This window comes from Streptomyces sp. NPDC053076 (assembly GCF_044546845.1).
Taxonomy (GTDB): domain Bacteria; phylum Actinomycetota; class Actinomycetes; order Streptomycetales; family Streptomycetaceae; genus Streptomyces.
This window is the reverse complement of the sequence record NZ_JBITZL010000006.1, coordinates 327244-350168: the sequence shown is the minus strand read 5'-3', so window position 1 is coordinate 350168 and position 22925 is coordinate 327244. Positions and strand designations below refer to the sequence as shown.

17 protein-coding genes are annotated in these 22925 nt (G+C 73.2%); 5 read left to right on the top strand and 12 right to left on the bottom strand.

What is annotated here, in order from left to right; translation table 11 throughout:
- Positions 1-39: 39 nt before the first annotated feature.
- Both ACIGYR_RS25540 and ACIGYR_RS25535 read right to left on the bottom strand, forming a co-directional pair.
- On the bottom strand, positions 40-1560 hold the full coding sequence (locus ACIGYR_RS25540) for an aldehyde dehydrogenase family protein (RefSeq protein WP_399597091.1): 1521 nt from the start codon (positions 1558-1560) through the stop codon (positions 40-42).
- A 178-nt stretch (positions 1561-1738) separates the two neighbouring features.
- Positions 1739-2656: a LysR family transcriptional regulator gene (locus ACIGYR_RS25535; protein WP_399597089.1), complete on the bottom strand. Its 918-nt coding sequence runs from the start codon at positions 2654-2656 to the stop codon at positions 1739-1741.
- Positions 2657-2757: 101 nt separating this feature from the next.
- Here ACIGYR_RS25535 and ACIGYR_RS25530 point away from each other — a divergent pair, with 101 nt between their 5' ends.
- Both ACIGYR_RS25530 and ACIGYR_RS25525 read left to right on the top strand, forming a co-directional pair.
- Entirely contained in the window at positions 2758-4158 is a 1401-nt protein-coding gene (locus ACIGYR_RS25530; RefSeq protein ID WP_399597087.1) for an MFS transporter, read from the top strand.
- A 32-nt stretch (positions 4159-4190) separates the two neighbouring features.
- Complete coding sequence (locus tag ACIGYR_RS25525; RefSeq protein WP_399597084.1) at positions 4191-5042, top strand: serine hydrolase domain-containing protein; 852 nt, start codon at positions 4191-4193, stop codon at positions 5040-5042.
- A gap of 316 nt (positions 5043-5358) precedes the next feature.
- Here the strand turns inward: ACIGYR_RS25525 and ACIGYR_RS25520 are convergent, their stop codons facing one another.
- The 4 genes from ACIGYR_RS25520 to ACIGYR_RS25505 form a co-directional block, all read right to left on the bottom strand.
- Positions 5359-6348, bottom strand: a complete 990-nt coding sequence (locus ACIGYR_RS25520) for a malate dehydrogenase (RefSeq protein ID WP_391839958.1) — start codon at positions 6346-6348, stop codon at positions 5359-5361.
- Between the two features lie 349 nt (positions 6349-6697).
- Positions 6698-8077, bottom strand: a complete 1380-nt coding sequence (locus tag ACIGYR_RS25515) for a DUF2690 domain-containing protein (RefSeq protein WP_399597080.1) — start codon at positions 8075-8077, stop codon at positions 6698-6700.
- Between the two features lie 681 nt (positions 8078-8758).
- Entirely contained in the window at positions 8759-9232 is a 474-nt protein-coding gene (locus tag ACIGYR_RS25510; RefSeq protein ID WP_399597077.1) for a DUF3017 domain-containing protein, read from the bottom strand.
- Positions 9222-10076, bottom strand: coding sequence for a bifunctional methylenetetrahydrofolate dehydrogenase/methenyltetrahydrofolate cyclohydrolase (locus ACIGYR_RS25505; RefSeq protein WP_391839953.1), 855 nt, complete (start codon positions 10074-10076; stop codon positions 9222-9224). Before ACIGYR_RS25505 ends, ACIGYR_RS25510 begins: the two co-directional genes overlap by 11 nt.
- 241 nt (positions 10077-10317) lie before the next feature.
- On the opposite strand from ACIGYR_RS25505, the gene ACIGYR_RS25500 reads away from it, so the two are divergent.
- Positions 10318-10956 (top strand): hypothetical protein, encoded by a 639-nt coding sequence (locus tag ACIGYR_RS25500; protein ID WP_399597074.1) that lies wholly within the window; start codon positions 10318-10320, stop codon positions 10954-10956.
- A gap of 232 nt (positions 10957-11188) precedes the next feature.
- Here the strand turns inward: ACIGYR_RS25500 and purH are convergent, their stop codons facing one another.
- Positions 11189-12775, bottom strand: coding sequence for a bifunctional phosphoribosylaminoimidazolecarboxamide formyltransferase/IMP cyclohydrolase (gene purH / locus ACIGYR_RS25495; protein WP_399597072.1), 1587 nt, complete (start codon positions 12773-12775; stop codon positions 11189-11191).
- The gene (purN, locus tag ACIGYR_RS25490; RefSeq protein WP_391839947.1) at positions 12772-13410 is read right to left on the bottom strand and encodes a phosphoribosylglycinamide formyltransferase; all 639 of its coding nucleotides are present in this window, start codon (positions 13408-13410) and stop codon (positions 12772-12774) included. The genes purH and purN overlap by 4 nt, the downstream gene beginning before the upstream one ends.
- A 281-nt stretch (positions 13411-13691) precedes the next feature.
- On the opposite strand from purN, the gene ACIGYR_RS25485 reads away from it, so the two are divergent.
- Complete coding sequence (locus ACIGYR_RS25485; RefSeq protein WP_399597069.1) at positions 13692-14861, top strand: hypothetical protein; 1170 nt, start codon at positions 13692-13694, stop codon at positions 14859-14861.
- 6 nt (positions 14862-14867) lie between these two features.
- Here the strand turns inward: ACIGYR_RS25485 and ACIGYR_RS25480 are convergent, their stop codons facing one another.
- A complete protein-coding gene (locus ACIGYR_RS25480; RefSeq protein ID WP_399598593.1) occupies positions 14868-17351 on the bottom strand; it encodes a DUF6350 family protein in 2484 nt (827 codons plus the stop codon).
- A gap of 236 nt (positions 17352-17587) precedes the next feature.
- On the opposite strand from ACIGYR_RS25480, the gene ACIGYR_RS25475 reads away from it, so the two are divergent.
- The gene (locus tag ACIGYR_RS25475; RefSeq protein WP_399597066.1) at positions 17588-18439 is read left to right on the top strand and encodes an RNA polymerase sigma factor; all 852 of its coding nucleotides are present in this window, start codon (positions 17588-17590) and stop codon (positions 18437-18439) included.
- A 251-nt stretch (positions 18440-18690) separates the two neighbouring features.
- On the opposite strand, the gene sucD is transcribed toward ACIGYR_RS25475, so the two are convergent.
- The 3 genes from sucD to ACIGYR_RS25460 form a co-directional block, all read right to left on the bottom strand.
- Positions 18691-19575 (bottom strand): succinate--CoA ligase subunit alpha, encoded by an 885-nt coding sequence (sucD, locus tag ACIGYR_RS25470; RefSeq protein WP_391839943.1) that lies wholly within the window; start codon positions 19573-19575, stop codon positions 18691-18693.
- Positions 19576-19602: 27 nt separating this feature from the next.
- Entirely contained in the window at positions 19603-20784 is a 1182-nt protein-coding gene (gene sucC / locus ACIGYR_RS25465) for an ADP-forming succinate--CoA ligase subunit beta (RefSeq protein ID WP_391839941.1), read from the bottom strand.
- 431 nt (positions 20785-21215) lie between these two features.
- Positions 21216-22901, bottom strand: coding sequence for a hypothetical protein (locus ACIGYR_RS25460; protein ID WP_399597061.1), 1686 nt, complete (start codon positions 22899-22901; stop codon positions 21216-21218).
- Positions 22902-22925 lie beyond the last annotated feature (24 nt).

Below are 22925 nucleotides of genomic sequence, written 5' to 3'. Positions count from 1 at the left end.
TACTCCAGGGTTGAGAAGCGGTGCGCTCGACCGGCCGGTTCAGCCGGCGAACCAGCGCACCGGGCGCGGCGCGAGGTTCTGGTAGACGTGCTTGGTCTCGCGGTACTCGGCGAGCCCGGCGGGGCCCAGCTCGCGGCCGGTGCCGCTCTTGCCGAAGCCGCCCCACTCCGCCTGCGGCAGGTAGGGGTGGAAGTCGTTGATCCAGACGGTGCCGTGCCGCAGCCGGCCGGCGACCCGGCGGGCCCGGCCGGCGTCGGTGGTCCACACCGCGCCGGCGAGGCCGTACTCGGTGTCGTTGGCGAGGGAGACGGCCTCCTCCTCGGTGTGGAAGGTCTCGACGGTGAGGACCGGGCCGAAGACCTCCTCGCGGACGACCTTCATCTCGCGGTGGCAGGCGTCGAGGACGGTCGGCTCGTAGAAGTACCCGGACTCGGGGCGTTCCGGTGACGGCTCCGGCCGCTTGCCACCGCAGCGCAGCACCCCGCCCTCGGCCAGCGCGGAGGCGACGTACGCCTCGACCTTGGCGCGCTGCTGCTCGGAGACGAGGGGGCCGCACTCGACGCCGTCCGCCGTGCCGCGTCCGAGCCGGATCTTCTGGGCCCGGCGGGCGAGTTCGGCGACGAAGCGCTCGCGGACCGATTCCTCGACGATGAGCCGGGCGCCGGCCGAGCAGACCTGGCCGCTGTGGATGAAGGCCGCGTTGAGGGCCTGGTCCACGGCGGTGTCGAAGCCCTCCTCGGTGGCGCAGGCGTCGGCGAAGACGACGTTGGGGTTCTTGCCGCCGAGTTCGAGAGCGACCTTCTTGACGGTGGGCGCGGCGGCCTGGGCGACCTTGGTGCCGCTGACCAGGCCGCCGGTGAAGGAGACCAGGTCGACGCCGGGGTGCTCGGCGAGCCGGGCGCCGACGGTGTGGCCGGGGCCGGTGACGATGTTGGCCACGCCCGCGGGGAGGCCGGCTTCCGCCAGCAGCTCGATCAGCGCGACGGTCGTCATCGGGGTGATCTCACTGGGCTTGATCACGAAGGTGTTGCCGGCGGCGAGCGCCGGGGCGATCTTCCAGCTGGCCTGGAGCAGCGGGTAGTTCCAGGGGGTGATCAGCGCGCAGACGCCCACCGGCTCGTGGACGACCACGCTGTGGATGTCCGGCGAGCCCGCGTCGACCACGCGGCCGGGGGCCTCGGCGGCCACCAGATCGGCGAAGTAACGGAAGGCGTCGGCGACACAGTCGATGTCGACGCGGCCCTCCTCGGCGGTCTTGCCCGCGTCCCGGCTCTCCAGCAGGCCGAGCTCCTCGCGGTCGCGCACCAGCAGGTCGGCTGCGCGGCGCAGCAGGGCGGCGCGTTCGGCGACCGGGGTGTGCGGCCAGGGGCCGTGGTCGAAGGCGTGCCGGGCGGCGGCCACCGCGCGCTCGGCGTCCTTCTCGTCACCCTCCGCGACCACGGCGAAGGGGCGAGCGTCCGCGGGGTCGAGGATCTCCCGGGTCGCGCCGGAGATCGCTTGCAGCCACTCGCCGCCCGCGTGGATGGTCGCCTGGGCGTGTCGTTCCGTTCTGTCCGCCATGATCGGTGTTGCCTTCCGTTCCTGTTTCGTGCCCCTCTGTCACAGGCGTGTCACGCTCGGGGACCGTCGCCACCTGCCCAAGGCGCGGCACCGCATGCGCAATCCATGGCCGAAAGTGCGCGGGGTCACTGAAAAGGCACCGCAAAACGGATGAAAGTGGGCTACACCGAAATCTTCGCTACCGGTCCGCCGGTCCCGACCCCATCAGTTCCCGTAGGCAGCGGCGTAGCCACGCGTGCGCCGGGTCGGCGTCGTGCCGGGGATGCCAGGCGAAACCCACGCTCACGGCGGGCAGGCGGAGCGGGACCTCGAAGGTGACCAGGCCGAGCGTGTCGGCCAGCGCGCGGCCCCGCCGGCTGATCAGCCCGATCAGCCCGGTCTCGCGCAGCACGAACAACGAGGCCGGGTAGGTGCCGACGCTCCCCACCACCCTGCGCTCCAGGCCGAGCTCGGCGAGGGCGTCGTCGACCGGCCCGCGCTGCCTGCCGCGCCGGGAGACGATGAGGTGCCCCGCCGCCCCGGCGAACCGCTCCGGTGTCAGCTCCCCTTCGAGCAGCGGATGCCCGGCCCGCACGACGCCCAGCATGCGGTCCTCGTACACCGTCTCCACGTGCACCTCGGGAGCCGTCGAGTCGATCACCCCGACCTCCAGGTCCGCGGTGCCCTGGCGCAGGAACGGGGCGTCCACGTGGCTCTCGCTCAGGAAGCGCAGGCGGATGCCCGGCGCCTCGCGGGCGGCCCGGGCGAACAGGGGCGGCCCATGGGTGGCGGCCATCGCGTCGTGGCCGAGGATGGTGAACGTCCGGGCCACCGTGCGCACGTCGGTGTCCCGGCCCGGCGCGAACAGCGCCCGGGCGCGCTCCACCACGGCACTGACCTCGGCACGCACGGCCAGCGCGTGCGGTGTCGGCACCATCCGCCGACCGGCGCGGACCAGCACCGGGTCGCCGAGCGCCTTGCGGATGCGGCCGAGGGTGCGGCTCATCGCCGGCTCGGACAGGTGCAGGCGGCGCGCGGCGCCCTGCACGCTCTGCTCCTCCAGCAGGACGTCCAGCGCGACGAGCAGATTCAGATCGAGGCCGGTGGATTGCGTCATGCGCAGGTGTCCCTTGCAAAGGTTGCACTGGAAGGCAGTCCAGTGCCGAGCCTACGGTGGACGCGCATCCCACACCACCCACCAGCTCCTCGGGAGGAGCCGTGCCCTCGCACGCCCTGAAACGCCCCACCCTGCTCACGCTGTGCGCCTGCGTGCTGGTCGCGCAGAGCATGGTCGCCGCCATCAACCTGCTGATACCGCAACTGAGTTCGTCCACCCTGCACCCCTCGCCCACCGCGATCCTGTGGACGGTCGACGCCTACGTCATCGTCTTCGCGGGCCTGCTGATCCCGGCCGGCGCCCTCGGTGACCGGTACGGCCGCAAGGGCGCCCTGCTCACGGGCCTGGCCCTGTTCGCCGCGGGCGCCGCGACCAGCGCGCTCGCCCCCGGCCCGGCGCTGCTGATCGCGGGCCGGGGCCTGTCCGGCGCCGGGGCGGCACTGATCACCCCGGCGACCATGTCGATCCTGGTGCAGCTGGCCGGCCCCGAGCGCCGCGCCCAGGCGCTGGCCTCCTGGACGCTGGCCATGGGCCTGGGCGGTCTGGCCGGCAATCTGGGCGGCGGCCTGGCCGGTCAGTTCCTGTCCTGGCGGGCGCTGTTCGCCGCGATGGTGCCGCTGGCGGGCGTCCTCGCCGCCGCGGTGGCGGTGACCACCCCGCGCACGGCCCGCTCCGCGCCGGCCCGCCCGGACCCGGTCGGCACCCTGCTGCTGACCGCGGGCCTGGCCGCGATGCTGTTCGGCATCATCGAGGGCCCCGGCCACGGCTGGACCTCGGTCCGCATCCTGACCGCGTTCGGCACCGGCGCCCTGCTGGTGACGGCGTTCACCGTCCGCTCCCTGCGCTCGGACGCCCCGCTGTTCGACCCGCGGGTGTTCCGCTCCGGCGAGCTGCGCGCGAGCACGCTGGGCCTGGCGACCGGTTTCTTCGGCCTGTTCGCGCTGTTCTTCGTCAACTCCCAGTACCTCCAGCAGGTCAAGGGCTTCGAGCCGGCGGTGACCGGGGTCGCGATCGTGCCCCTGATCGTCGGCATGGCGTTGGTCCCGAAGTTCGCGGCCCGCTGGTCGGCGCGTCCGCGTCCGGTCGTGGGCACCGGGCTCGCGCTGATCGGCCTGGGCCTGCTGGCCGCGTCCCTGGCGGACGCGCACACGCCCTACGCCCTGTACGCCTGCTGGCTGCTGGTCATCTCGGCCGGCGCCGGCCTGGCCATGCCGGCGCTCACCCTGGGCGTCGCGGTCTCCCTCCCCCCGCACCAGGCGGGCCTCGGCTCCGGCCTCGGCACCTCGGCCCGGGAGATCGGCGCGGCCCTGGGCGTCGCCGTCGCCGGCACCACCCTGGCGGGCCACGCCGACTTCGGCCACGGCATGGGGCCGGCGCTGCGGGTGGTGGGAGTGGCGGTGCTGGTGGCGACGGCCGTGGTCGTGACGGGGTACCGCGGCTCCGGCCGCTCCGCCCGGGCGGTGTCGGGGGCCCCGGCGCCGGCCGAGGAACCGGTGGCCTGAACCCGACGGTGGGTCACGGTCGGCGGCTCAGAATGCAGACCCCGACCGAGAGGACCGCCGTGCGCCGTATCCCGACCTGTGTGCTGACCGATGCGGGCCCGCCCCGGGTGACCGGCGGACACGCGGTGGACCGTCACGTCCAGATCGGGTCCCTCACGAAGGCGCTGACCGGCACGTTGCTCTCCCGGATGGCGGAGACGGGCACGGTCGGGCTCGACGACCCCGTCGAACGGTGGCTCCCGGCGCCGCCCGGCACGGGCGTCACCCTGCTGAACCTGGCGCGGCACACCTCGGGACTCCCCCGGCTGCCGCCGCGCCTCGGGCGCCGGGATCCGTACGCGGGCTTCGACCGGGCGGAGTTGCTGCGGCTGGTCAGCACCCTGGACACGGTCGCGGTACGCCCGCCGGGCGACGAGGAGTACTCCAACCTCGGGTACGCCGTCCTCGGTGCGGCCCTGGCCGCCGCGGGCGGCGCCACCTACGAGGAACTCCTGGACACCCATGTCCTGCGGCCGTCGGGCGTCACCGAGGTGACCGCCCACCCCTCTCCGGGGCAGCGGTTGACGGCACCGGGCCTGCTGCCGGGCGTACGGCGCAGGCCGTGGACGATGGACGGGGCGATCCTCCCGGCGGGCGGCCTGTGGGCGACACCGCGCGCCGTCGCCGATCTCGTCGTACGGCTGCTGGTGGAACGGCGGTTGGGCGAACCGTCGGTGAGCTGGCAGTCGGCGGGTCAGGTCCGCTGGCACAACGGCGCGACCGGGGACGCGTCCGTGTTCGCCGGGGCGGTGGACGACGGCCGGTGGGTGGTGGTCCACCGGCTGAACGGACGGCCGGACGACACCGACCGCGCCGGGATCGAGGCGCTCAGGCAGAGGGCGTGACCGGGCCGGAACGGACCACGCCAGGACCGGCACCGGGCGCTCAGGCCGAGGGCGGGGGCCAGCCGGAACGGAGCGCGCCGCGATCGGGGCGCTCAGGCCGAGGGCGGGGCCCGGTTGGATACGACGAGGCCCCCTCCCGCGTACCGCGGAAGGGGGCCTCGTGTGTGGAGCGCCGGGCAGGCCTTGCACCTGCATCTCCCCGCAGGAAGCGGGGCGTCTTTCCTTGGACCACCAACGCATCACCTGGTGCCGGTTTCCCGGCGGCCGGTGCGTGATCAACTATAGCGCACCGGCGCCGGGGTCACGCAACGTCAGGTCAGATGAGGCCGAGGCCGCGGACCGCCTCGCGCTCCTCCGCCAGCTCCTGGACGGAGGCGTCGATGCGGGTGCGGGAGAACTCGTTGATCTCCAGGCCCTGGACGATCTCGTACTTGCCGTCCTTGCAGGTGACCGGGAAGGAGGAGATCAGGCCCTCCGGGACGCCGTAGGAGCCGTCCGACGGGATGCCCATGGAGGTCCAGTCGCCCTCGGCGGTGCCGTTGACCCACGTGTGGACGTGGTCGATGGCGGCGTTGGCGGCGGAGGCGGCCGACGAGGCGCCACGGGCCTCGATGATCGCGGCACCGCGCTTGGCGACGGTCGGGATGAAGTCCTCGGCCAGCCACTTCTCGTCGTTCACGACCTCGGCGGCGTTCTTGCCGGCGACCTGGGCGTGGAAGATGTCGGGGTACTGGGTGGCGGAGTGGTTGCCCCAGATGGTCAGGCGCTTGATGTCGGCGACCGTGGAGCCCGTCTTCTTCGCCAGCTGGGTCAGGGCGCGGTTGTGGTCCAGGCGGGTCATCGCGGTGAAGCGCTCGGCCGGGACGTCCGGCGCGGCGGCCTGCGCGATGAGGGCGTTGGTGTTGGCCGGGTTGCCGACGACGAGCACCTTGATGTCGTCCGCGGCGTGGTCGTTGATGGCCTTGCCCTGCGGCTTGAAGATGCCGCCGTTGGCCTCCAGCAGGTCACCGCGCTCCATGCCCTTGGTGCGCGGGCGGGCGCCCACCAGCAGGGCCACGTTGGCGCCGTCGAAGGCGACGTTCGGGTCGTCCGTGATGTCGATGCCCTGGAGCAGCGGGAAGGCGCAGTCGTCCAGCTCCATGGCCGTGCCCTCGGCGGCCTTGAGCGCGGGGGTGATCTCCAGCAGACGCAGCTTGACCGGCACGTCCGCGCCGAGCAGCTGGCCGGAGGCGATGCGGAAGAGCAGGGCGTAACCGATCTGGCCGGCCGCGCCGGTGACGGTGACGTTCACGGGAGTGCGGGTCATGGCGTTCTCCGTATGACAGCTGGCGGTGGGGCGTCCCTGCCCCGGGCGGATGATCGATCTCTTGGTATCAAGAGAGATCCAGCGGTCAGGCTATCGCGCATCCGCCAGGCGAGACGGCCGGGGCCGTGTGGCTCACCCCACAAGGGGATCAGGGGGACGTATCGGCATGCGGCCCGCGAAAAGGCGGCCGCCCGTCGTCCGGGAGAGGAGGGACGGAGACGGCCGCCTCGGGGGGTGCCGGTGTACCGGACTCCCGTGGGGGTACCTGTTCGCGTTCCCAGGATCCGGCCGGCTATGCGCGCGTCCCGGAATTTCTTCCTCCAGGTCCCCCTCCCCCTTTCTCAGGCCGTCACTCCGTACAGCCGCTCTGGCCCGACGCGAGGGTGGCGCAGGCCCTGACCTGCGCCGGGCCTCCTACGGCGACCATGGGGGTGTACCCGATCGTGTCCCCGACGGCGGTGATGTCACCCGTCTGCCTCTCCTTGCCCACGGTGACCCGCACGGTGTCGCCCGGTGCGCCGCCGGTGATCCGGCCCCAGGCCGTGCCGCACGCCCTGCTGTAACGGACCTCCAGGGTGGTGGTGCCGACGGTGGCGGTCTTGGCCGTGGTCACCAGGTCGCCGCTGCACCCCATGGCCTCGGCGTCCTTGCCGGCGCAGGCGGAGCCGGTGCACTTGACCCCGGGCGGCGGGCTGGTGCGGGTACGGGCCGACGAGGAGGGTGAGGCGGCCGTGCCCCGGGTCCCGTCGCCGTCGCCGTTCCGGTGGGTGAGGAAGAAGACGCCGGCGATGAGGGCGAGCACACCGAACAGGCCCGCGAAGAACATCGTCACCTGCTGGCGGCGCGCCGACCAGCCGGCGGCCGGCGCCGGGCGCGGGGCCACGGGCTGTCCGCCGGTGGGGCCGGGGGTGCCGACCGTGCCGGGCGGGGTGGGCGGGGTGGGCGCCCCGGGCGGGACGGCCGTGCCGGGCGGGGCGGAGGCGGGGCCTGACGGGGTGGAGACGGCACCGGGCGGGGTGGAGACGGCACCGGAAGGGATGTCGGCGGAGGCGGACGGGGTGTCGGCGGGGCCGTTCGGGGCGGCGGGGCCGTTCGGGGCGGCCGGGGGCCAGGGGCACGGCCGGGCGCTCGCCTGCGACGGCCCCCGGTAACCGGCCAGCCCCCAGGAGTTCTTGACGGGCAGCGAAGCACCGGCGTCGGCCGGGCCGCCGACGGCACTGTCCCGAGCGGCACTGCCGCCGACGGTACTGTCGCGGGCGCCGGTTCCCGGGCTCGCCGACTGGGCGGGGAGCGTCGGCGAGACACCGGCGGGGCCCGCGATCCCCGGCACGGCGGCGGCCCCGCCACCACGCCGGGCGGTCGTCCTCATGGCCTTCTCCGGAGTCGCGCCTGTCTCCCCGAGCGCGGCACGCGCCTGCGAGATGCGGAGTGCGTCCATGGTGGTGTCGTGCCGCATCTCCGCCCGGCTCCAGGCGCGTTCGGCAAGCTCCCACAGGGTGGTCAGATGACCGGGGTGGGTGCCGGTCGCCTCGGCGAGCGCGATGACCGCGCCCTTGGGCGCCAGAAGCCCGCCGCCCAGGTACCGCTCCCAGGACGTCTTGCTGTAGCCCGTCCGGTCGGCCAGTGCCGCGACGCTCAGACCGCTGCGGTCCACCAGTTGCCGTAGCCGGCCGGTGAACTCCCTGATCTGCGGGTCCAGATCCTCCGGCAGGGCTTTCCAACGAGGCATGGGTTCCCCCTCTTCCCCCGGTCGTGCTGTCGATCCCGCGCATGACCCCAGGCCACCCACAGGGATGCGCTGACCAAGGATCCCAGTTCCCGGGGCGGGGCGCACACGCGCGGGGCTCCGGGGTCATCCGCCGGGGGATCACCAGTCCCGTCTCGTACGCCAGTACCACCGCCTGTGCCCGGCTGCCCAGGTCGAGCCTGGTCATAGCGCCTGGCCGCACACGGAGGCCGCGCAGGGCGGCCGGGAGGTGGGCGAGGGCGACGAGAACGTAGGCGCGGGCGTCGAGTTCCGGCCATCCCTGCGACCGTGACTCCCGCCCGAGCAGGACGGCCACCACGGCCATGGCCGTCGCGATCAGCGTGTCCGCGACGAGCGGGCGGGGGTCCTCGGCCGCATCGCCGCAAGGTAACTCGCACGGGTGGATCCCGGAGTCAACCGAGCGCGGTACCGCGGAAGCCACAGGACCCGCTCGGCTACCGCCCGTGATGGTACGGCGGTTCAGCCCGTGGTGGTACGGCGGTTCAGCCCGTGGTGGTACGGCGGTTCAGCCCTTGGCGGTACGGCGGTTCAGCCCGGGGACGGGCGCGGGGCGGCGCGGGGCGGGCACAGCGTCGGGCAGGGGGATACGGCGATGGCCCGCGTCCCCGGGGGAGGCGCGGGCCGTCTGCCGTAGCACGTGCGCTACTTGGCGAGCGTGAAGTGCAGGATGTCCTTGAGGAACGGCAGCTTCAGCAGCGGGTCGGGCTGGATCATCAGCGCCAGCAGGATGATCGCCAGACCGAGGATGCCGTAGGTGACGATGTCCGTGAAGCGGGAGCGCACGGCGAGCATGCCGACGCCCGGCAGCAGCCAGCGCAGCACCGCGCCGACCAGCAGCGCGACGCCGATGAGCAGGGTCCCCGGACGGAACGCGTCCAGCGCGGTCACCAGCAGGCCGATCGCCACCAGGCCGGTGACGAGGAGCATCGGCCACTGCCGGGCGGGCGCAGGGGCGTCGCCGGCCGCGGCCCGGCCGCCGCCCTCGGGCCGGGCGGTGTCCTTGGTGAACAGCGGGAAGCGGCGGGTGACGCGACGCGGACGCCCCTCGGAGTCGGGGGCGCTGATCGCGTCGCGCACGGTCGGTTCCGCGGGCCCGCGGGAGTCGTCAGCCGGCACTGCGCTCCGCCGCCTCGACCACGTTGACCAGCAGCTGCGCCCGGGTCATCGGACCGACACCGCCGGGATTGGGGGAGATCCAGCCGGCCACCTCGAGCACGTCGGGGTGGACGTCGCCGACGATCTTTCCCTCGGCGTTGCGGGAGACGCCGACGTCCAGGACGGCCACACCCGCCTTGACGTCCTCGGCACGGATCAGGTGCGGGGAGCCGGCCGCCGCGACGATGATGTCGGCCCGCTTCAGGTGGGCGGAGAGGTCACGGGTACCGGTGTGGCACTGGGTGACGGTGGCGTTCTCGCTGCGCCGGGTCAGCAGCAGCGGCATCGGACGGCCGATGGTGACACCGCGGCCGACGACCACGACCTCGGCACCCTTGATCTCCACGCCGTGTGCCCGCAGCAGGCTGAGGATGCCGTTGGGGGTGCAGGGCAGCGGGGCGGGCTCGTTCAGGACCAGGCGGCCGAGGTTCATCGGGTGCAGGCCGTCGGCGTCCTTGGCCGGGTCCATCAGCTCCAGGATGCGGTTCTCGTCGATGCCCTTGGGCAGCGGCAGCTGGACGATGTAGCCGGTGCAGGCCGGGTCCTCGTTCAACTCGCGGACGACCGCCTCGATCTCCTCCTGCGTGGCCGTGGCCGGCAGCTCACGCTGGATGGAGGCGATGCCCACCTGGGCGCAGTCGCGGTGCTTGCCGGCGACGTACTTCTGGCTGCCGGGGTCGTCCCCGACCAGGATCGTGCCGAGGCCGGGCGTGACGCCCTTCTCCTTCAGCGCCGCCACGCGGACGGTCAGATCGGACTTGATCGCTGCTGCGGTGGCCTTGCCATCGAGAATCTGGGCGGTCATGTACCCATCCTCGCGGATGACCCGGTCCCGGTTCCAATCCGGGTGTCACAGCATGATCAGGGATGTTGCACTTGCACAACACCTGACGTATCCGGCTGGACAAGTAAGAGCCCGTTAAAGAACGATGAGCACACAGTGCCGCGGGCAGTGCCGGGGGGACGGACCGCATCTGTAGAACTCTCCTCCGAACCGTGCCGCGTGTCGTCCCCGCACTTGAGCAACGCAACGGAGGAAGACCGCCATGAGCTTTGGCGACCCGAACAATCCCTACGGCGCGCCGCCGCAGCAGCCGCCGGCCGCTCCCGGCTACGGCTACCCCCAGCAGCCCGGCGTCCCGCCGCAGGGCTACGCCTACCCGCAGCAGGCCGCCTACCCCGGTTACCCGGGCGCCAACGCGATGCCTCAGTCCATGCCGGGCCTGCTCGTGACGGCACGGGTGTTCCTGTACCTGATCTCCGCGGTGCAGATCATCGGGGGCCTCATCTGGCTGTACATCGCGGCGTTCGTCAACGACGTGTCGAACAAGGCGGACGAACTGGGCAGCTCGTCCGACGACAACCCGTTCGACTCGATCGGTGACGGCGGCCACATGGCCGCGGGCCTGATCGTGTTCTTCGCGCTGATCGCGCTGGGCCTGGCCGCGCTGTCCATCACGCTGGGTGTGAAGTTCGGCCGCGGCGCCCAGGGCGTGCGCATCACCACGGTGGTCTACGGCGCGCTCGGCGGCGTCGTCGGTCTGATCATGCTCTTCGTCGGCATGGACTCCGGTCTCGCCTCGGCGGTGATCTTCCCGCTCATCTGGGTGGTGTTCGCGGCCGTGATCACCGCCGCCCCGGTCGTCCCGAGCGGTACGGCCTGGTTCAACCGTCCGCGCTACTGAGCGCACGGGCCCGACGTACGACTGGGCTGTGCCCCTCCTGGGAGGGGCACAGCCCAGTCGCGTCGGTGCCGGGATCTGTCTGAACAGGCGTGACAGACGCGGTCCAGACAGACACGGTCCAGACAGACGTGGTCCCGCCCGTCGGAGGACGGGCGGGACCAGGCCGCTCAGTGCGGCCGGCGCTCGGTGCGGCCGGCGCTCGGTGCGGCCGGCGCTCCGTGCGGTCGGCGGCTCAGTGGAAGAAGTGGCGCGTGCCGGTGAAGTACATCGTCACGCCCGCCTTCTTGGCGGCCTCCACGACCGACTCGTCCCGGATCGAACCGCCCGGCTGGACGATCGCCCGGACGCCGGCGTCGATGAGGATCTGCGGGCCGTCGGGGAAGGGGAAGAAGGCGTCGGAGGCCGCGTAGGCACCCCGGGCCCTCTCCTCGCCGGCCCGCTCCACGGCCAGCTTGCAGGAGTCGACCCGGTTGACCTGGCCCATGCCGACGCCGACCGAGGCGCCGTCCTTGGCGAGCAGGATCGCGTTGGACTTCACCGCGCGGCACGCCTTCCAGGCGAAGGCCAGCTGCGCCAGCTCCTCGGGGGCGAGCGCCTCGCCGCTGGCCAGCGTCCAGTTGGCCGGCTCGTCGCCCTCGGCCTGGAGCCGGTCGGCGACCTGGAGCAGCGCGCCGCCGTCGATCGGCTTGACCTCGACCGGGTGGGCCGGGGCGTCGGGGCAGCGCAGCACGCGGATGTTCTTCTTCTTGGTGAGGGCCTCCAGCGCGCCCTCCTCGTAGTCCGGGGCCACGATGACCTCGGTGAAGATCTCCGCGACCTGCTCGGCCATCTCCTTGCTGACGGGCCGGTTCACGGCGATCACACCGCCGTACGCGGAGACCGGGTCACAGGCGTGGGCCTTGCGGTGCGCCTCGGCGACGTCCGCGCCGACCGCGATGCCGCAGGGGTTGGCGTGCTTGATGATCGCGACGCAGGGCTCGGCGTGGTCGTACGCGGCACGGCGGGCGGCGTCCGTGTCCGTGTAGTTGTTGTACGACATCTCCTTGCCGTGCAGCTGCTCGGCCGCCGCGAGTCCGCCCTCGCCGGAGGCGTAGAGGGCGGCGGGCTGGTGCGGGTTCTCGCCGTAGCGCAGGGTGTGCGCGCGCTCCAGGGTGGTGCCGATGAACTCGGGGAAGGCCGCCGCGGCGGAACCGCTGTCGGACGCGGCACCGGCCGGGGCGTACGACGAGGCGAACCAGGAGGCGACGGCGATGTCGTACTCGGCCGTGTGCCGGAACGCCTCGGCGGCCAGCCGCTTGCGGGCGGCGAGGTCGAAGCCGCCGTCCTTCACCGCGGCGAGGACGTCGGCGTACCGCTCCGGGCTGGTGACCACGGTCACGGACGGGTGGTTCTTGGCGGCGGCGCGGACCATCGAGGGGCCGCCGATGTCGATCTGCTCGACGCACTCGTCGGGCGAGGCGCCGGAGGCGACCGTCTCCCGGAACGGGTAGAGGTTGACCACGACCAGGTCGAACGGCTCCACGCCGAGCTCGGCGAGCTGCTCGCGGTGGCTGTCCAGGCGCAGGTCGGCGAGGATGCCCGCGTGCACCTTCGGGTGCAGCGTCTTGACCCGGCCGTCCAGGCACTCGGGGAAGCCGGTCAGCTCCTCGACCTTGGTGACGGGGACGCCGGCGGCGGCGATCCGGCCGGCCGTGGACCCGGTGGAGACCAGCTCCACACCGGCCTCGTGCAGCCCGCGGGCCAGCTCCTCCAGGCCGGTCTTGTCGTAGACGCTGACGAGCGCGCGACGGATGGCCCGCTTGTTGCTCTCGGCGGTCACTGGATAACTACCTTTCGTCCCTCAATGCGATAGCCGTTGCGGGCGAGCCGCCCCACGACCTCGACGAGCAGCCTTCGCTCGACTTCCTTGATGCGCTCGTGCAGCGCGCTCTCGTCGTCCTCGTCCCGGACCTCGACCACGCCCTGAGCGATGATCGGGCCGGTGTCGACGCCGTCGTCGACGAAGTGGACGGTGCAGCCGGTGACCCTGGCGCCGTACGCGAGCGCGTCACGGACGCCGTGGGCGCCGGGAAAACTGGGGAGCAGGGCGGGGTGGGTGTTGACGAAGCGTCCACCGAAGCGGGCCAGGAACTCCTTGCCCACGATCTTCATGAAACCGGCGGAGACGACGAGGTCGGGCTCGTACGCGGCCACGGCTCCGGCGAGGGCGGCGTCCCACTCCTCCCGCGAGCCGTGGTCCTTCACCTTGCACACGAAGGTGGGGATCCCGGCGCGCTCGGCGCGGGCCAGCCCCTCGACACCGGTACGGTCGGCGCCCACGGCCACGACCTGCGCGCCGTACTCCTCGGCACCGAGGGCGGCGATCTCGTCCAGCAGCGCCTGCAGATTGGTGCCGGAGCCGGAGACCAGCACGACGAGGCGCTTGACTGCCGGGCCGGCGGAGGTGGCGGCCACGATGGGGCCCTTTCTCGGGTTGCGATCCGTGCACGGCCGGTTTGTACAGTCCTACGAATGCTTCGCACCCCCGCATACGGGGAAGTCTACGAAGCGGCCGACCGCCAGCAACGATACCGGCACTCCGGAAGGGCCCCTCGGGACGGGTGGCCGACCGGCAGGTAGCGTTCGCAAGGAATCACGAAAGAGCAACCTCGGGAACGCGGTCGTCGTGCGGTGCGTTCACGGGGTGGAAGCTCACGTCGGACTGCCGTAGTCACCTAGGGGAAGACGCTCTTTTGATGCCCGATCGCAGCCTGCGACTCCTCACGTTCCCGCCGCGCCCGGCCCAGGGAGGCGAGCGTGGCGCCGCACTGCTGCGGGAGCGTCCGGCCTGGCCCCCGGCGCGGACCCCAGGCGGCGGCCCCGACGGCTCCGGGCAGGGCGGCACGGGCAACGGCGGCGCGGGCAACGGCGGCTCCGCTCGGGGTGGTTCCGGGGCGGACGGCTCGGGGCAGGGCGGCTCGGGAACGGACGGTTCCGGGCAGAACGGTTCCGGGCAGGGCGGTTCCGGGCAGGGCGGTTCCGGGCAGGGCGGTTCCGGGCAGAACGGTTCCGGGCGAGACGGTGGCCGGCAGGAGGACAATCCGTTCGCGCCGCCGCCGGAGGGTACGCCGGACCGGCCGTGGCAGCCGCGTCATCCCGGTGGCTCTTCAGGGCAGGGCTACGGTCATGGTCATGGTCATGGTCATGGTCACGACCACGGTCCCGGCTGGGGCGGTCCGGGGCAGGAGCACGGGCAGCCGGGCTACGGTCAGGGACAAGGCGCGGGTCAAGGACCCGGTCAGGGGCACGGTCAGGCTCCCGGGGGCGGTCAGGGGCCCGGTGGTGGTCAAGGACCCGGTGGCGGTTCGCCCTGGGGCGGTCAGTGGAGCGACCAGCAGCCCGGCCGTTCCCCCGGCGGCTTCGGCGAGCGACCGGGCGGCGGCCCGCAGGGGCCCGGCGGGCCGACCGGCCCCGGCATGCGCTGGGATCCGACGGACCCGGCGCAGCGCCGTGCGCGGTACGCCCTGCTCTCGGGCATGTGGTCGGTCTTCTTCGTCCTGTTCAGCTGGCCGTACGTGGCCCTGTTGCTGGGCGCCCTGGCCCTGTACTGGGGCAGCAGCGCGCTGCGCGCCAAGCCGCGCCGCCCGGCCCCGGGCGCCCCGGCGAGCCCGACGGACCCGTCGAACCCGGTGGCTCCGTCAGCCCCGGCGGCTCCGGCCGGTCGGCCGCAGACGACAGCGGCCGTCGGCGGCCTGATCACAGCCTCCCTGGCCCTGGTCCTGGTCGCCTCGACGTTCACCGTCCAGCTGGTCTACCGCGACTACTACACCTGCGTCGGCGACGCCCTCACCCACGAGGCCAAGCAGTCCTGCGAGACCCTGCTGCCGCGAGAACTCCGCGGCGTCCTGGGCTCGCAGGACGACTGAGGCCGCTCACTCGGCGGAATCCGGCCGGGGATCGGTACGTGGGCCGGGGCTGGCCTCGCGGCGGGGCTCGCGGTGGGACTCCGGCCGAGATTCACCGTGCGGCTCCGGCCGAGATTCACCGTGCGGCTCCGGGCGAGGCTCGCGGTGCGGCTCCGGGCGAGGCTCACCGTGCGACTCCGGCCGCGACTCACGATGCGGCTCCGGGCAAGGCTCACCGTCCGACTCCGGCCGCGACTCACCATGCGGCTCCGGGCGAAGCTCACCGTCCGACTCCAGCCGCGACTCACCATGCGGCTCCGGGCAAGGCTCACCGTCCGACTCCGGCCGCGACTCACCATGCGGCTCCGGGCGAAGCTCACCGTGCGACTCCAGCCGCGACTCACCATGCGGCTCCAGGCGAAGCTCACCGTCCGACTCCAGCCGCGACTCACCATGCGGCTCCAGGCGAAGCTCACCGTGCGACTCCGGCCGCGACTCACCATGCGGCTCCAGGCGAGGCTCGGGGGTCGGCCAGGAGGCGGGGTCGGTGGCGTCCTGGGATGCGACCTCCCTCAGGGCCGCCCAGCGGGAGGCGCGGGCGACGTCGTCGTGCCAGTCCCCGGGGTAGGGCTCGGTGAACGGGGTCGGGAACGGATCTTCGGCGGGGACGAAGTCGTACAGGTCCTCCTCCGCGACCTCGGTCGTACCGCCAGAGGCCGCCGTCTGCCCCCTCGCGGATCTCCTCCCCTTGAGCGCCTCCTTCTCCTTGCCGGCTCCCTTGGCTCGGGACCAGAACCCGGAACCGTCCGCGGCCCCGTCGGCCCCGTCCGCCCCCTTGCCCGCGGCTGCGTCGGCCAGGGCCGGCGCCCCGGCGGTCCGCACGGCAGCGTCCGCGTCGGCCGCATCCGGGACCGGCACCACCCCGGGCCCCGTCTGCTCGGCGCTCACCGGCTCCTCCGCCTTCCCCGCGGCCGTCGACGGCACGGTCACCGTGCCGCCCTTCCCCGCGTCGCCGACCTTCCCCGCGTCGCCGACCTTCACCCCGTGGGCGCCCTTCACCCCGTCGCCGCCTCTCGCCCTGTCGGCGCCCTTCACCCCGTCGCCGCCCCTCGCCCCGTCGCCGCCCCTCGCCCCGTCGCCGCCCCTCGCCGCCTGCCCGGCCGCGCTCCCCGCGCCCGCGCCCTGCACCGGGATCCCGCCGTGGCCCGCGCGTCGGCGGCGCAGCCGCCAGGCCCGCGCGAGCAGCGCCACCGGCAGTGCGAACACCAGCGTCCAGACCCCGGCCGCTCCCCCGGTCAGCCACCACGGCGGGCCGAGGCGGGCCAGCGCGGCCACGCCCAGGGGACCGCCCGCCGCAAAGGCGAGCAGCGCCAGCACCGCCGCGCAGACCGCGGCCGTCAGCAGGACCACTCCGCAGGTCCGGGCGGCCGACCAGCGGGCCCGCGCCTGTTCCCCGGGCTCCGGCCGCCGCACGGCCGCCCGCGCCACGAACCACCCCGCCGTCATCCCGGCCACCGCCGGCACCAGCCCCGCCGCCCAGTTCTGCGGCGTACCGGCACCTGGATCCGGCACCGCGGCCAGCAGCGGGAACGGCGGCAGCTGTGGGGCCGGGTGGGACGCGAGCGGACTGACGAGGTGCCCGGTGCCGAGGACGAAGCCGGGGCCGAGCGCGTAGGACGCGGCCCACACCGCGGCGTTGGGGATCAGGGCCACACCGAGCAGCAGCACGGCGAACCGCCCCGTCCAACCCGCCGTCAGCTGCAGGAACGACGCCCGCGCCGGCTCGCCGTGCCACACCAGTGACGCCCCGACCAGCAGGGCCCCGCCCCCCAAGAGCACCGCCGTCGCGGCACCGGCGGCCCGTACGGCCGCGCCCAACCGGGCACGTTCGTCCGCGCCGAACACCAGTCGTCGCACCGGTCCCGGCAGCACCGCCAGCACGCTCAGCAGGGGCTCGCGCGGGTGACCGTACGCCGACCACACCCCGGCACCCGCCGCGCCGGCCGCGACCACCGGCAGACACATCGTCACCCGGACCCACTCCGGGCGCAGTTCGCCGCCGGAGCAGTACAGCACCGCCGCGGCACCGACACCCAGATAGCCGAGGACCACGCCCGTCCACGCGGTACGCGCCGGCACCGGCGGCGGGCCGTCCGGCTCGGTGGAGGCGTCGGTGGCGTCCCGTGCCGCCCGGTACACCAGCCACACCGGGAGGGTGAGCAGCAACAACGGGGTGACGCCGACGGGCATCGGCGCACCGGACAGCGTGTCCGTGCGGACCAGTTCCACGCCGTGCGCCAGCAGCCACAGGGCGGCGGCGACGTGCAGCGCCTCGCCCGGCCCGCTGTCCGGGTACGGCGAGCTGACCCACAGCACCATGACGAGCACGGCCAGGGAACCGAGGCCCAGTCCGGCCGCGACGGCGCCGCCCAGCAGGCTCGCGGCGAGTCCGGGCGAGCGGTCGCGCAACCGGGAGCGCAGGGGCGACAGCGACGAACGACGAGCGGTCATCTGGATCACGCCGCCATGCTCCCAACGACACGCGCTTTCCCGGCGTAACAGGCGAACCACCGAAGTGTCGCTCAATATATGTTTATGTTCTTTTTCGCACGAAAGGGCGCATGGTGACGACGACGCAGCATCCTGCCGGCCCGCCGCCACCGCCGGGCAAACGCCGACGCCTGCGCCTGTCGCGCTCGCTGACGTCGGCTCAGAGGACGCCCGGCCGAGCGGACCCGGCCACCGCAATGGGGGAACCGGAGCAACAGGCCGCCACGGCCGCCATGTCCGACCGTCCCCGGGCTCTGACGCCCGATCAGGCATTCGACGCGCTCTACGCGTTCTGCGCCCCGGCCCTCGCACGCCAGACCTATCTGCTCACCGGGCGCCGGGAGCTGGCCCGCGAGGCAGTGGAACGTGCCTTCCAGCTGGCCTGGCAGCGCTGGCCGGAAGTGGCCCAGGACCGGGATCCGGCCGGCTGGGTGCGGGCGGTGGCGTACGACTGCGCGCTCTCCCCCTGGCACCGCTTCCGCCCTCGCTACCGGTCGCCGGAACCCCCGCCCGCCGACCCCGCCGACCGGGAACTGCTGCACGCGCTGCTCACGCTGCCGCCGTCGTACCGGCGCACGCTCGTCCTGTACGACGGTGTGGGCCTGGACCTGCCGGAGACGGCGGCGGAGACGGAGGCGAGCACGCCGGCCGCGGCGAACCGGCTGACCCATGCGCGGGAGGTGGTGGCCGCGCGGGTGCCGGAGCTGGCCGATCCCGCCGAGCTCCATCGCCGGCTGCTCGTGCTGGCCTCGGCCGAGCGGCTGAGCGCGGCCAGACCGCCGACCGTCCGGACCGGCTGCGAACGCCGCAACGTCTTCTGGACCCGGGCGGCCATCGCGTTCACGGTGACGATCATCGGCGCGACGACGCTCACGCTGAGGACGGCGCCGACGCGGTACGAGGCGCCGGTGGCCCCGGCCCAGGCGGTACAGGGAGTCCCGCCCCCCATCGGGTCGGGCCCGTTGTCGCGGGACGAACAGGCGCTGCGAGCGAAGTTGCGGCGAGCGGAGACCAGCGGGCCGGAACGGCTGGCACCCGAACCGAAGTGAGCCCTGCGCCGGCCCGCCACTGCGGCATCCCGCCGCAGCGGCGATCCGCCGGCGCGGCACCCGCCGATGCGCCACACCGCTGCGGCGCCCACCGGTGCGACCCGCCGCTGCGGCACACCGCTGCGGCACCCGTCGGTGCGATCCGTTGGTGCGATCCGTCGGTGCGGCACCAGCCGGTGTCGTGAGCGACAACGCCGGTAGGCCCGCCCCCGACCTCGGGGAACGGGCCTACCGGCTTGGAGTCGAGAAGCTCAGGCGCTCAGGATCTCCCGGGCGAGCTTGGCCGTCTCGGTCGGGGTCTTGCCGACCTTGACGCCGGCGGCCTCCAGGGCTTCCTTCTTGGCCTGTGCGGTGCCGGAGGAGCCGGAGACGATGGCGCCCGCGTGACCCATGGTCTTGCCCTCGGGCGCGGTGAAGCCCGCGACGTAGCCGACGACCGGCTTGGTCACGTTCTCCTTGATGAAGGCCGCGGCCCGCTCCTCGGCGTCGCCGCCGATCTCACCGATCATCACGATCAGGTCGGTGTCGGGGTCGTCCTGGAAGGCGGCCAGCGCGTCGATGTGCGTGGTGCCGATGATCGGGTCACCACCGATGCCGACGGCGGTGGAGAAGCCGATGTCCCGCAGCTCGTACATCATCTGGTACGTCAGCGTGCCGGACTTCGACACCAGGCCGATGCGGCCCGGCTTGGTGATGTCGCCCGGGATGATGCCGACGTTCGACTGGCCCGGGGTGATGATGCCGGGGCAGTTCGGGCCGATGATCCGGGTCTTGTTGCCCTTCTTGCCGGCGTACGCCCAGAAGGCGGCCGTGTCGTGCACGGCGATGCCCTCGGTGATCACGACGGCCAGCGCGATCTCGGCGTCGATGGCCTCGACGACCGCGTCCTTGGTGAACTTCTCCGGCACGAAGATGACGGAGACGTTGGCGCCGGTCTTCTCGATGGCCTCCTTGACGGTGCCGAAGACCGGTACCTCGGTGCCTTCGAATTCCACGGTCTGACCCGCCTTGCGCGGGTTCACGCCGCCCACGACATTGGTGCCGTCGCCCAGCATGAGCTTCGTGTGCTTCATGCCGGTGGCACCGGTCATGCCCTGGACGATGACCTTGCTGTCCTTGTTGAGCCAGATAGCCATGTGTGTTGGTGTCCTCGTCCTGAGTGCTTACTTGGCGGCGTGGGCCAGCTCGGCGGCCTTGTCGGCCGCGCCGTCCATGGTGTCGACGCGCTGCACCAGCGGGTGGTTGGCGTCCGTGAGGATCTTCCGGCCGAGCTCGGCGTTGTTGCCGTCGAGGCGGACGACGAGCGGCTTCTCGACCTTCTCGCCGCGGTCCTCCAGAAGCTTCAGGGCCTGCACGATGCCGTTGGCGACCTCGTCGCAGGCGGTGATGCCACCGAAGACGTTCACGAAGACGGACTTGACGTCCGGGTCGCCCAGGATGATCTCCAGGCCGTTCGCCATCACCTGGGCGGAGGCGCCACCGCCGATGTCCAGGAAGTTGGCGGGCTTGACGTCGCCGTGGTTCTCACCGGCGTACGCGACGACGTCCAGGGTGCTCATCACGAGACCGGCGCCGTTGCCGATGATGCCGACCTCGCCGTCGAGCTTGACGTAGTTGAGGCCCTTCTCCTTGGCAGCGGCCTCGAGCGGGTTGGCCGCGGCCTTGTCGTGGAGCTCCTCGTACTCGGGGTGGCGGAACTCGGCGTTCTCGTCGAGCGACACCTTGCCGTCGAGGGCGATGACCTCACCGGAGGCGACCTTCGCGAGCGGGTTGACCTCGACGAGGAGGGCGTCCGACTTGATGAAGGTGTCCCACAGCTTGATCAGGACGTTGACGACCTTGTCCGCGACCTCGGCCGGGAACTTGGCGGCCTCGACGATCTCGCGGGCCTTGGCCTCGTCCACGCCGTCGATGGCGTCGATCGCGATCTTGGCGACGGCCTCCGGACGGGTGGCCGCCACCTCCTCGATCTCCATGCCGCCCTCGACGGAGGCGATGGAGAGGAAGGTGCGGTTGGCACGGTCGAGGAGGAAGGAGACGTAGTACTCCTCGACGATCTCCGGGGCGGTCTCGGCGATCATCACCTTGTGGACCGTGTGGCCCTTGATGTCCATGCCGAGGATGTCCGTCGCACGGGCGACGGCCTCGTCCGCGGAGGCGGCCAGCTTGACGCCACCGGCCTTGCCGCGACCACCGACCTTCACCTGCGCCTTGACGACGGACTTGCCGCCCAGCCGCTCGGTGATCTCGCGCGCCGCCTCAGGCGTGTCGATGACTTCACCGGCCAGCACCGGTACATCGTGCTTGGCGAAGAGGTCCCTCGCCTGGTACTCGAACAGGTCCACGCGCTTCCGTCCCTATCAGTGATCTCGCGGTTCGTTGGATGCGTGGGCGTGCCGCGAAGGGCAACGTGACGTCCGCTGTCACTAGGGAAGCGCACACGGTGTCCGAGCGCGCGGCATGTCCGTCTCGCAGGTTATCTCTGCTTCCGGGGGCCCTCTAAATCGCGGGTCACACCTGAGCGGTGATACCTGTCACATGATGCCGTGATTGCTGGCACGGCGTGCCGACATATGGGCGGGGCAGGGGCGAAGTGCGAGGCCTCACCGGGCTGGGGTCGACCCGGTGAGGCCTCTGAGCGGGCCCTCCAGGGACCCGGGCGGTTGATCCCCACCCCAATGGGGACCACCCACCCCTTTCCCGCGGGGGTCCGGCCGGACGCACCGACGGCGTTCGGCCGTCCGGGTCCGTTCGCCCCCGCGGAGCCGGACGCGCCTCAGGCCTGCTGCACGCCGTGGGCGTACGTCAGGTCCTGGGCGTAAGCCGGGGTGACGGACCGGGCGACTCCCTGCGCTCCGGCGACGGCATGCCCGGCCAGCGGACCGCCGGTGGCCAGCGCGGTTCCGCCGAGGTCCTGCGCGAACGGCCCGGCCTGCTGCGTGAGCGGGCCGGTCTCACCGACGACCCCGCTCACGTAGGGCTGCACATCGCCGGTCACGCCGTACGCCAGCCCGCTCGCGCCGGCGCCGACACCGTCCACGACCGGCCGCACGCTCCCGTAGACACCGTCCACGACCGTCCGCACGGTGCCCGTGACCGTGTCCACGACCGGCCGCACGGTGCCGGTGACCCCGGCCGCGAACGGCGGGACCTGCCCGGCCACGCCTTCCGCGAAGACACCGGTCTGCCCGGTCACCCCGTGGGCGAGCGGCGGTACGGCGCCGGCGACACCGCCCGCGAAGGGCTGCACGTCACCGACAACGCCGTACGCGAGCGTCCCCGCGTCCCCCACGGCCTGCCCGGCCACCGGCACGACCCCGTGCACGGCCGTCCCGGCGACGGGCGGCAGCACGGCGTGAACGGCGTCGGGGGCCACCTGTCCGACCAGGCCGGTGGCGTAGGGCGGCAGGTCGGCGAGTGCGCCGGTGGCGACACCGTGCACGCCCGTCACCGCATGGGCCGCCACCGGCAGGGCGCCGTTCACGGCGGCGGACGCCGCCGGCGGGACGGCCGCGGTGGCCGTCTCGTCGACGACCGGTGTGACCGAGCCCGGAACCGTTCGGACCGTGCCGACGACCCGCTGTCCGACACCGGTGGCCGTACCCGTGACGTGCCCGGGCACGGCGGCGACGGCCGCCTCCGCGGCGCCGGCCACCTGGCCCGCCTCACCGCGCGCGAGGACGGCCGCACCGGCGGTCCGGCCCTGTGTCCCGGCCACGGTCTGCTGTGCCGTCGTGCGCGCGGCACCCTGGACGCCCTCGGCCTGCCGGCGCACGGCCGGCTGGGTGGCCTGCAGCTTGGTCTGGGCGGCGGCCAGGGCCTCCTCCACCTCCGGGGCGAAGGAGGACAGGGGGCCGAAGAGGTAGTCGATCTGGTCCTGGGCGGCGGAAACCGAGAGGTGGGTGGCGGTGTGGGCCGCCTCGGCCACCCGGCCGGTCCTGGCCGTGGTCCCGCCGGTGAGCCCGTCGCCCACTGCCCGCGCGTGCCGCGCGGGCGCCTCGGCCCGGGACTGGGTGGCACGGGCGGTGCGGGCGCCCTGGATGGCCTGGCCACCCCGGATCTTCGCGGCGGCCGGGGTCTTCGCCTCGGCATGGCGGCGGGCCTGGTCGGCCGTGCCGGTGACGGTCCCGCCCTGCTGCCGTGCCTCGGCCGCCGTGTCCGAGACGGTCGAGGTGGCCGACGCGGCCGTGTCGGTCAGGCCGGAGACGGTGTCGTGGACGCCGGTGAGGGTGCCGTCGACGTCGGTGAGGAGACCGTCGACGGTGTCGGTGACTATGCCGGTGCCGGTGCCAGTGCCGGTACCCGTACCCGTACCCGTGCTGATGCCGGTACCGCTGTCGGCGTCCGGCACCGAGAGTGCCGGGGTGGACAGCTCGTCGGCGCTGGCCACGGCCGAGCCGAGCGCCCATGCGCCGGTGACACCGGCGGCTATCACGATCGAGCGGCGGATGTTCTTGTTCATGCGTGCGTCAAGTCCTTCGGAGAA

Coding starts and splice junctions, on each gene's coding strand:
- ACIGYR_RS25540 (WP_399597091.1), bottom strand. CDS start 1,560: ATGGCGGACAGAACGGAACGACACGCCCAGGCGACCATCCACGCGGGC.
- ACIGYR_RS25535 (WP_399597089.1), bottom strand. CDS start 2,656: ATGACGCAATCCACCGGCCTCGATCTGAATCTGCTCGTCGCGCTGGAC.
- ACIGYR_RS25525 (WP_399597084.1), top strand. CDS start 4,191: ATGCAGACCCCGACCGAGAGGACCGCCGTGCGCCGTATCCCGACCTGT.
- ACIGYR_RS25520 (WP_391839958.1), bottom strand. CDS start 6,348: ATGACCCGCACTCCCGTGAACGTCACCGTCACCGGCGCGGCCGGCCAG.
- ACIGYR_RS25515 (WP_399597080.1), bottom strand. CDS start 8,077: ATGCCTCGTTGGAAAGCCCTGCCGGAGGATCTGGACCCGCAGATCAGG.
- ACIGYR_RS25505 (WP_391839953.1), bottom strand. CDS start 10,076: ATGACCGCCCAGATTCTCGATGGCAAGGCCACCGCAGCAGCGATCAAG.
- ACIGYR_RS25500 (WP_399597074.1), top strand. CDS start 10,318: ATGAGCTTTGGCGACCCGAACAATCCCTACGGCGCGCCGCCGCAGCAG.
- ACIGYR_RS25485 (WP_399597069.1), top strand. CDS start 13,692: ATGCCCGATCGCAGCCTGCGACTCCTCACGTTCCCGCCGCGCCCGGCC.
- ACIGYR_RS25480 (WP_399598593.1), bottom strand. CDS start 17,351: ATGACCGCTCGTCGTTCGTCGCTGTCGCCCCTGCGCTCCCGGTTGCGC.
- ACIGYR_RS25475 (WP_399597066.1), top strand. CDS start 17,588: ATGGGGGAACCGGAGCAACAGGCCGCCACGGCCGCCATGTCCGACCGT.
- sucD (WP_391839943.1), bottom strand. CDS start 19,575: ATGGCTATCTGGCTCAACAAGGACAGCAAGGTCATCGTCCAGGGCATG.
- ACIGYR_RS25460 (WP_399597061.1), bottom strand. CDS start 22,901: ATGAACAAGAACATCCGCCGCTCGATCGTGATAGCCGCCGGTGTCACC.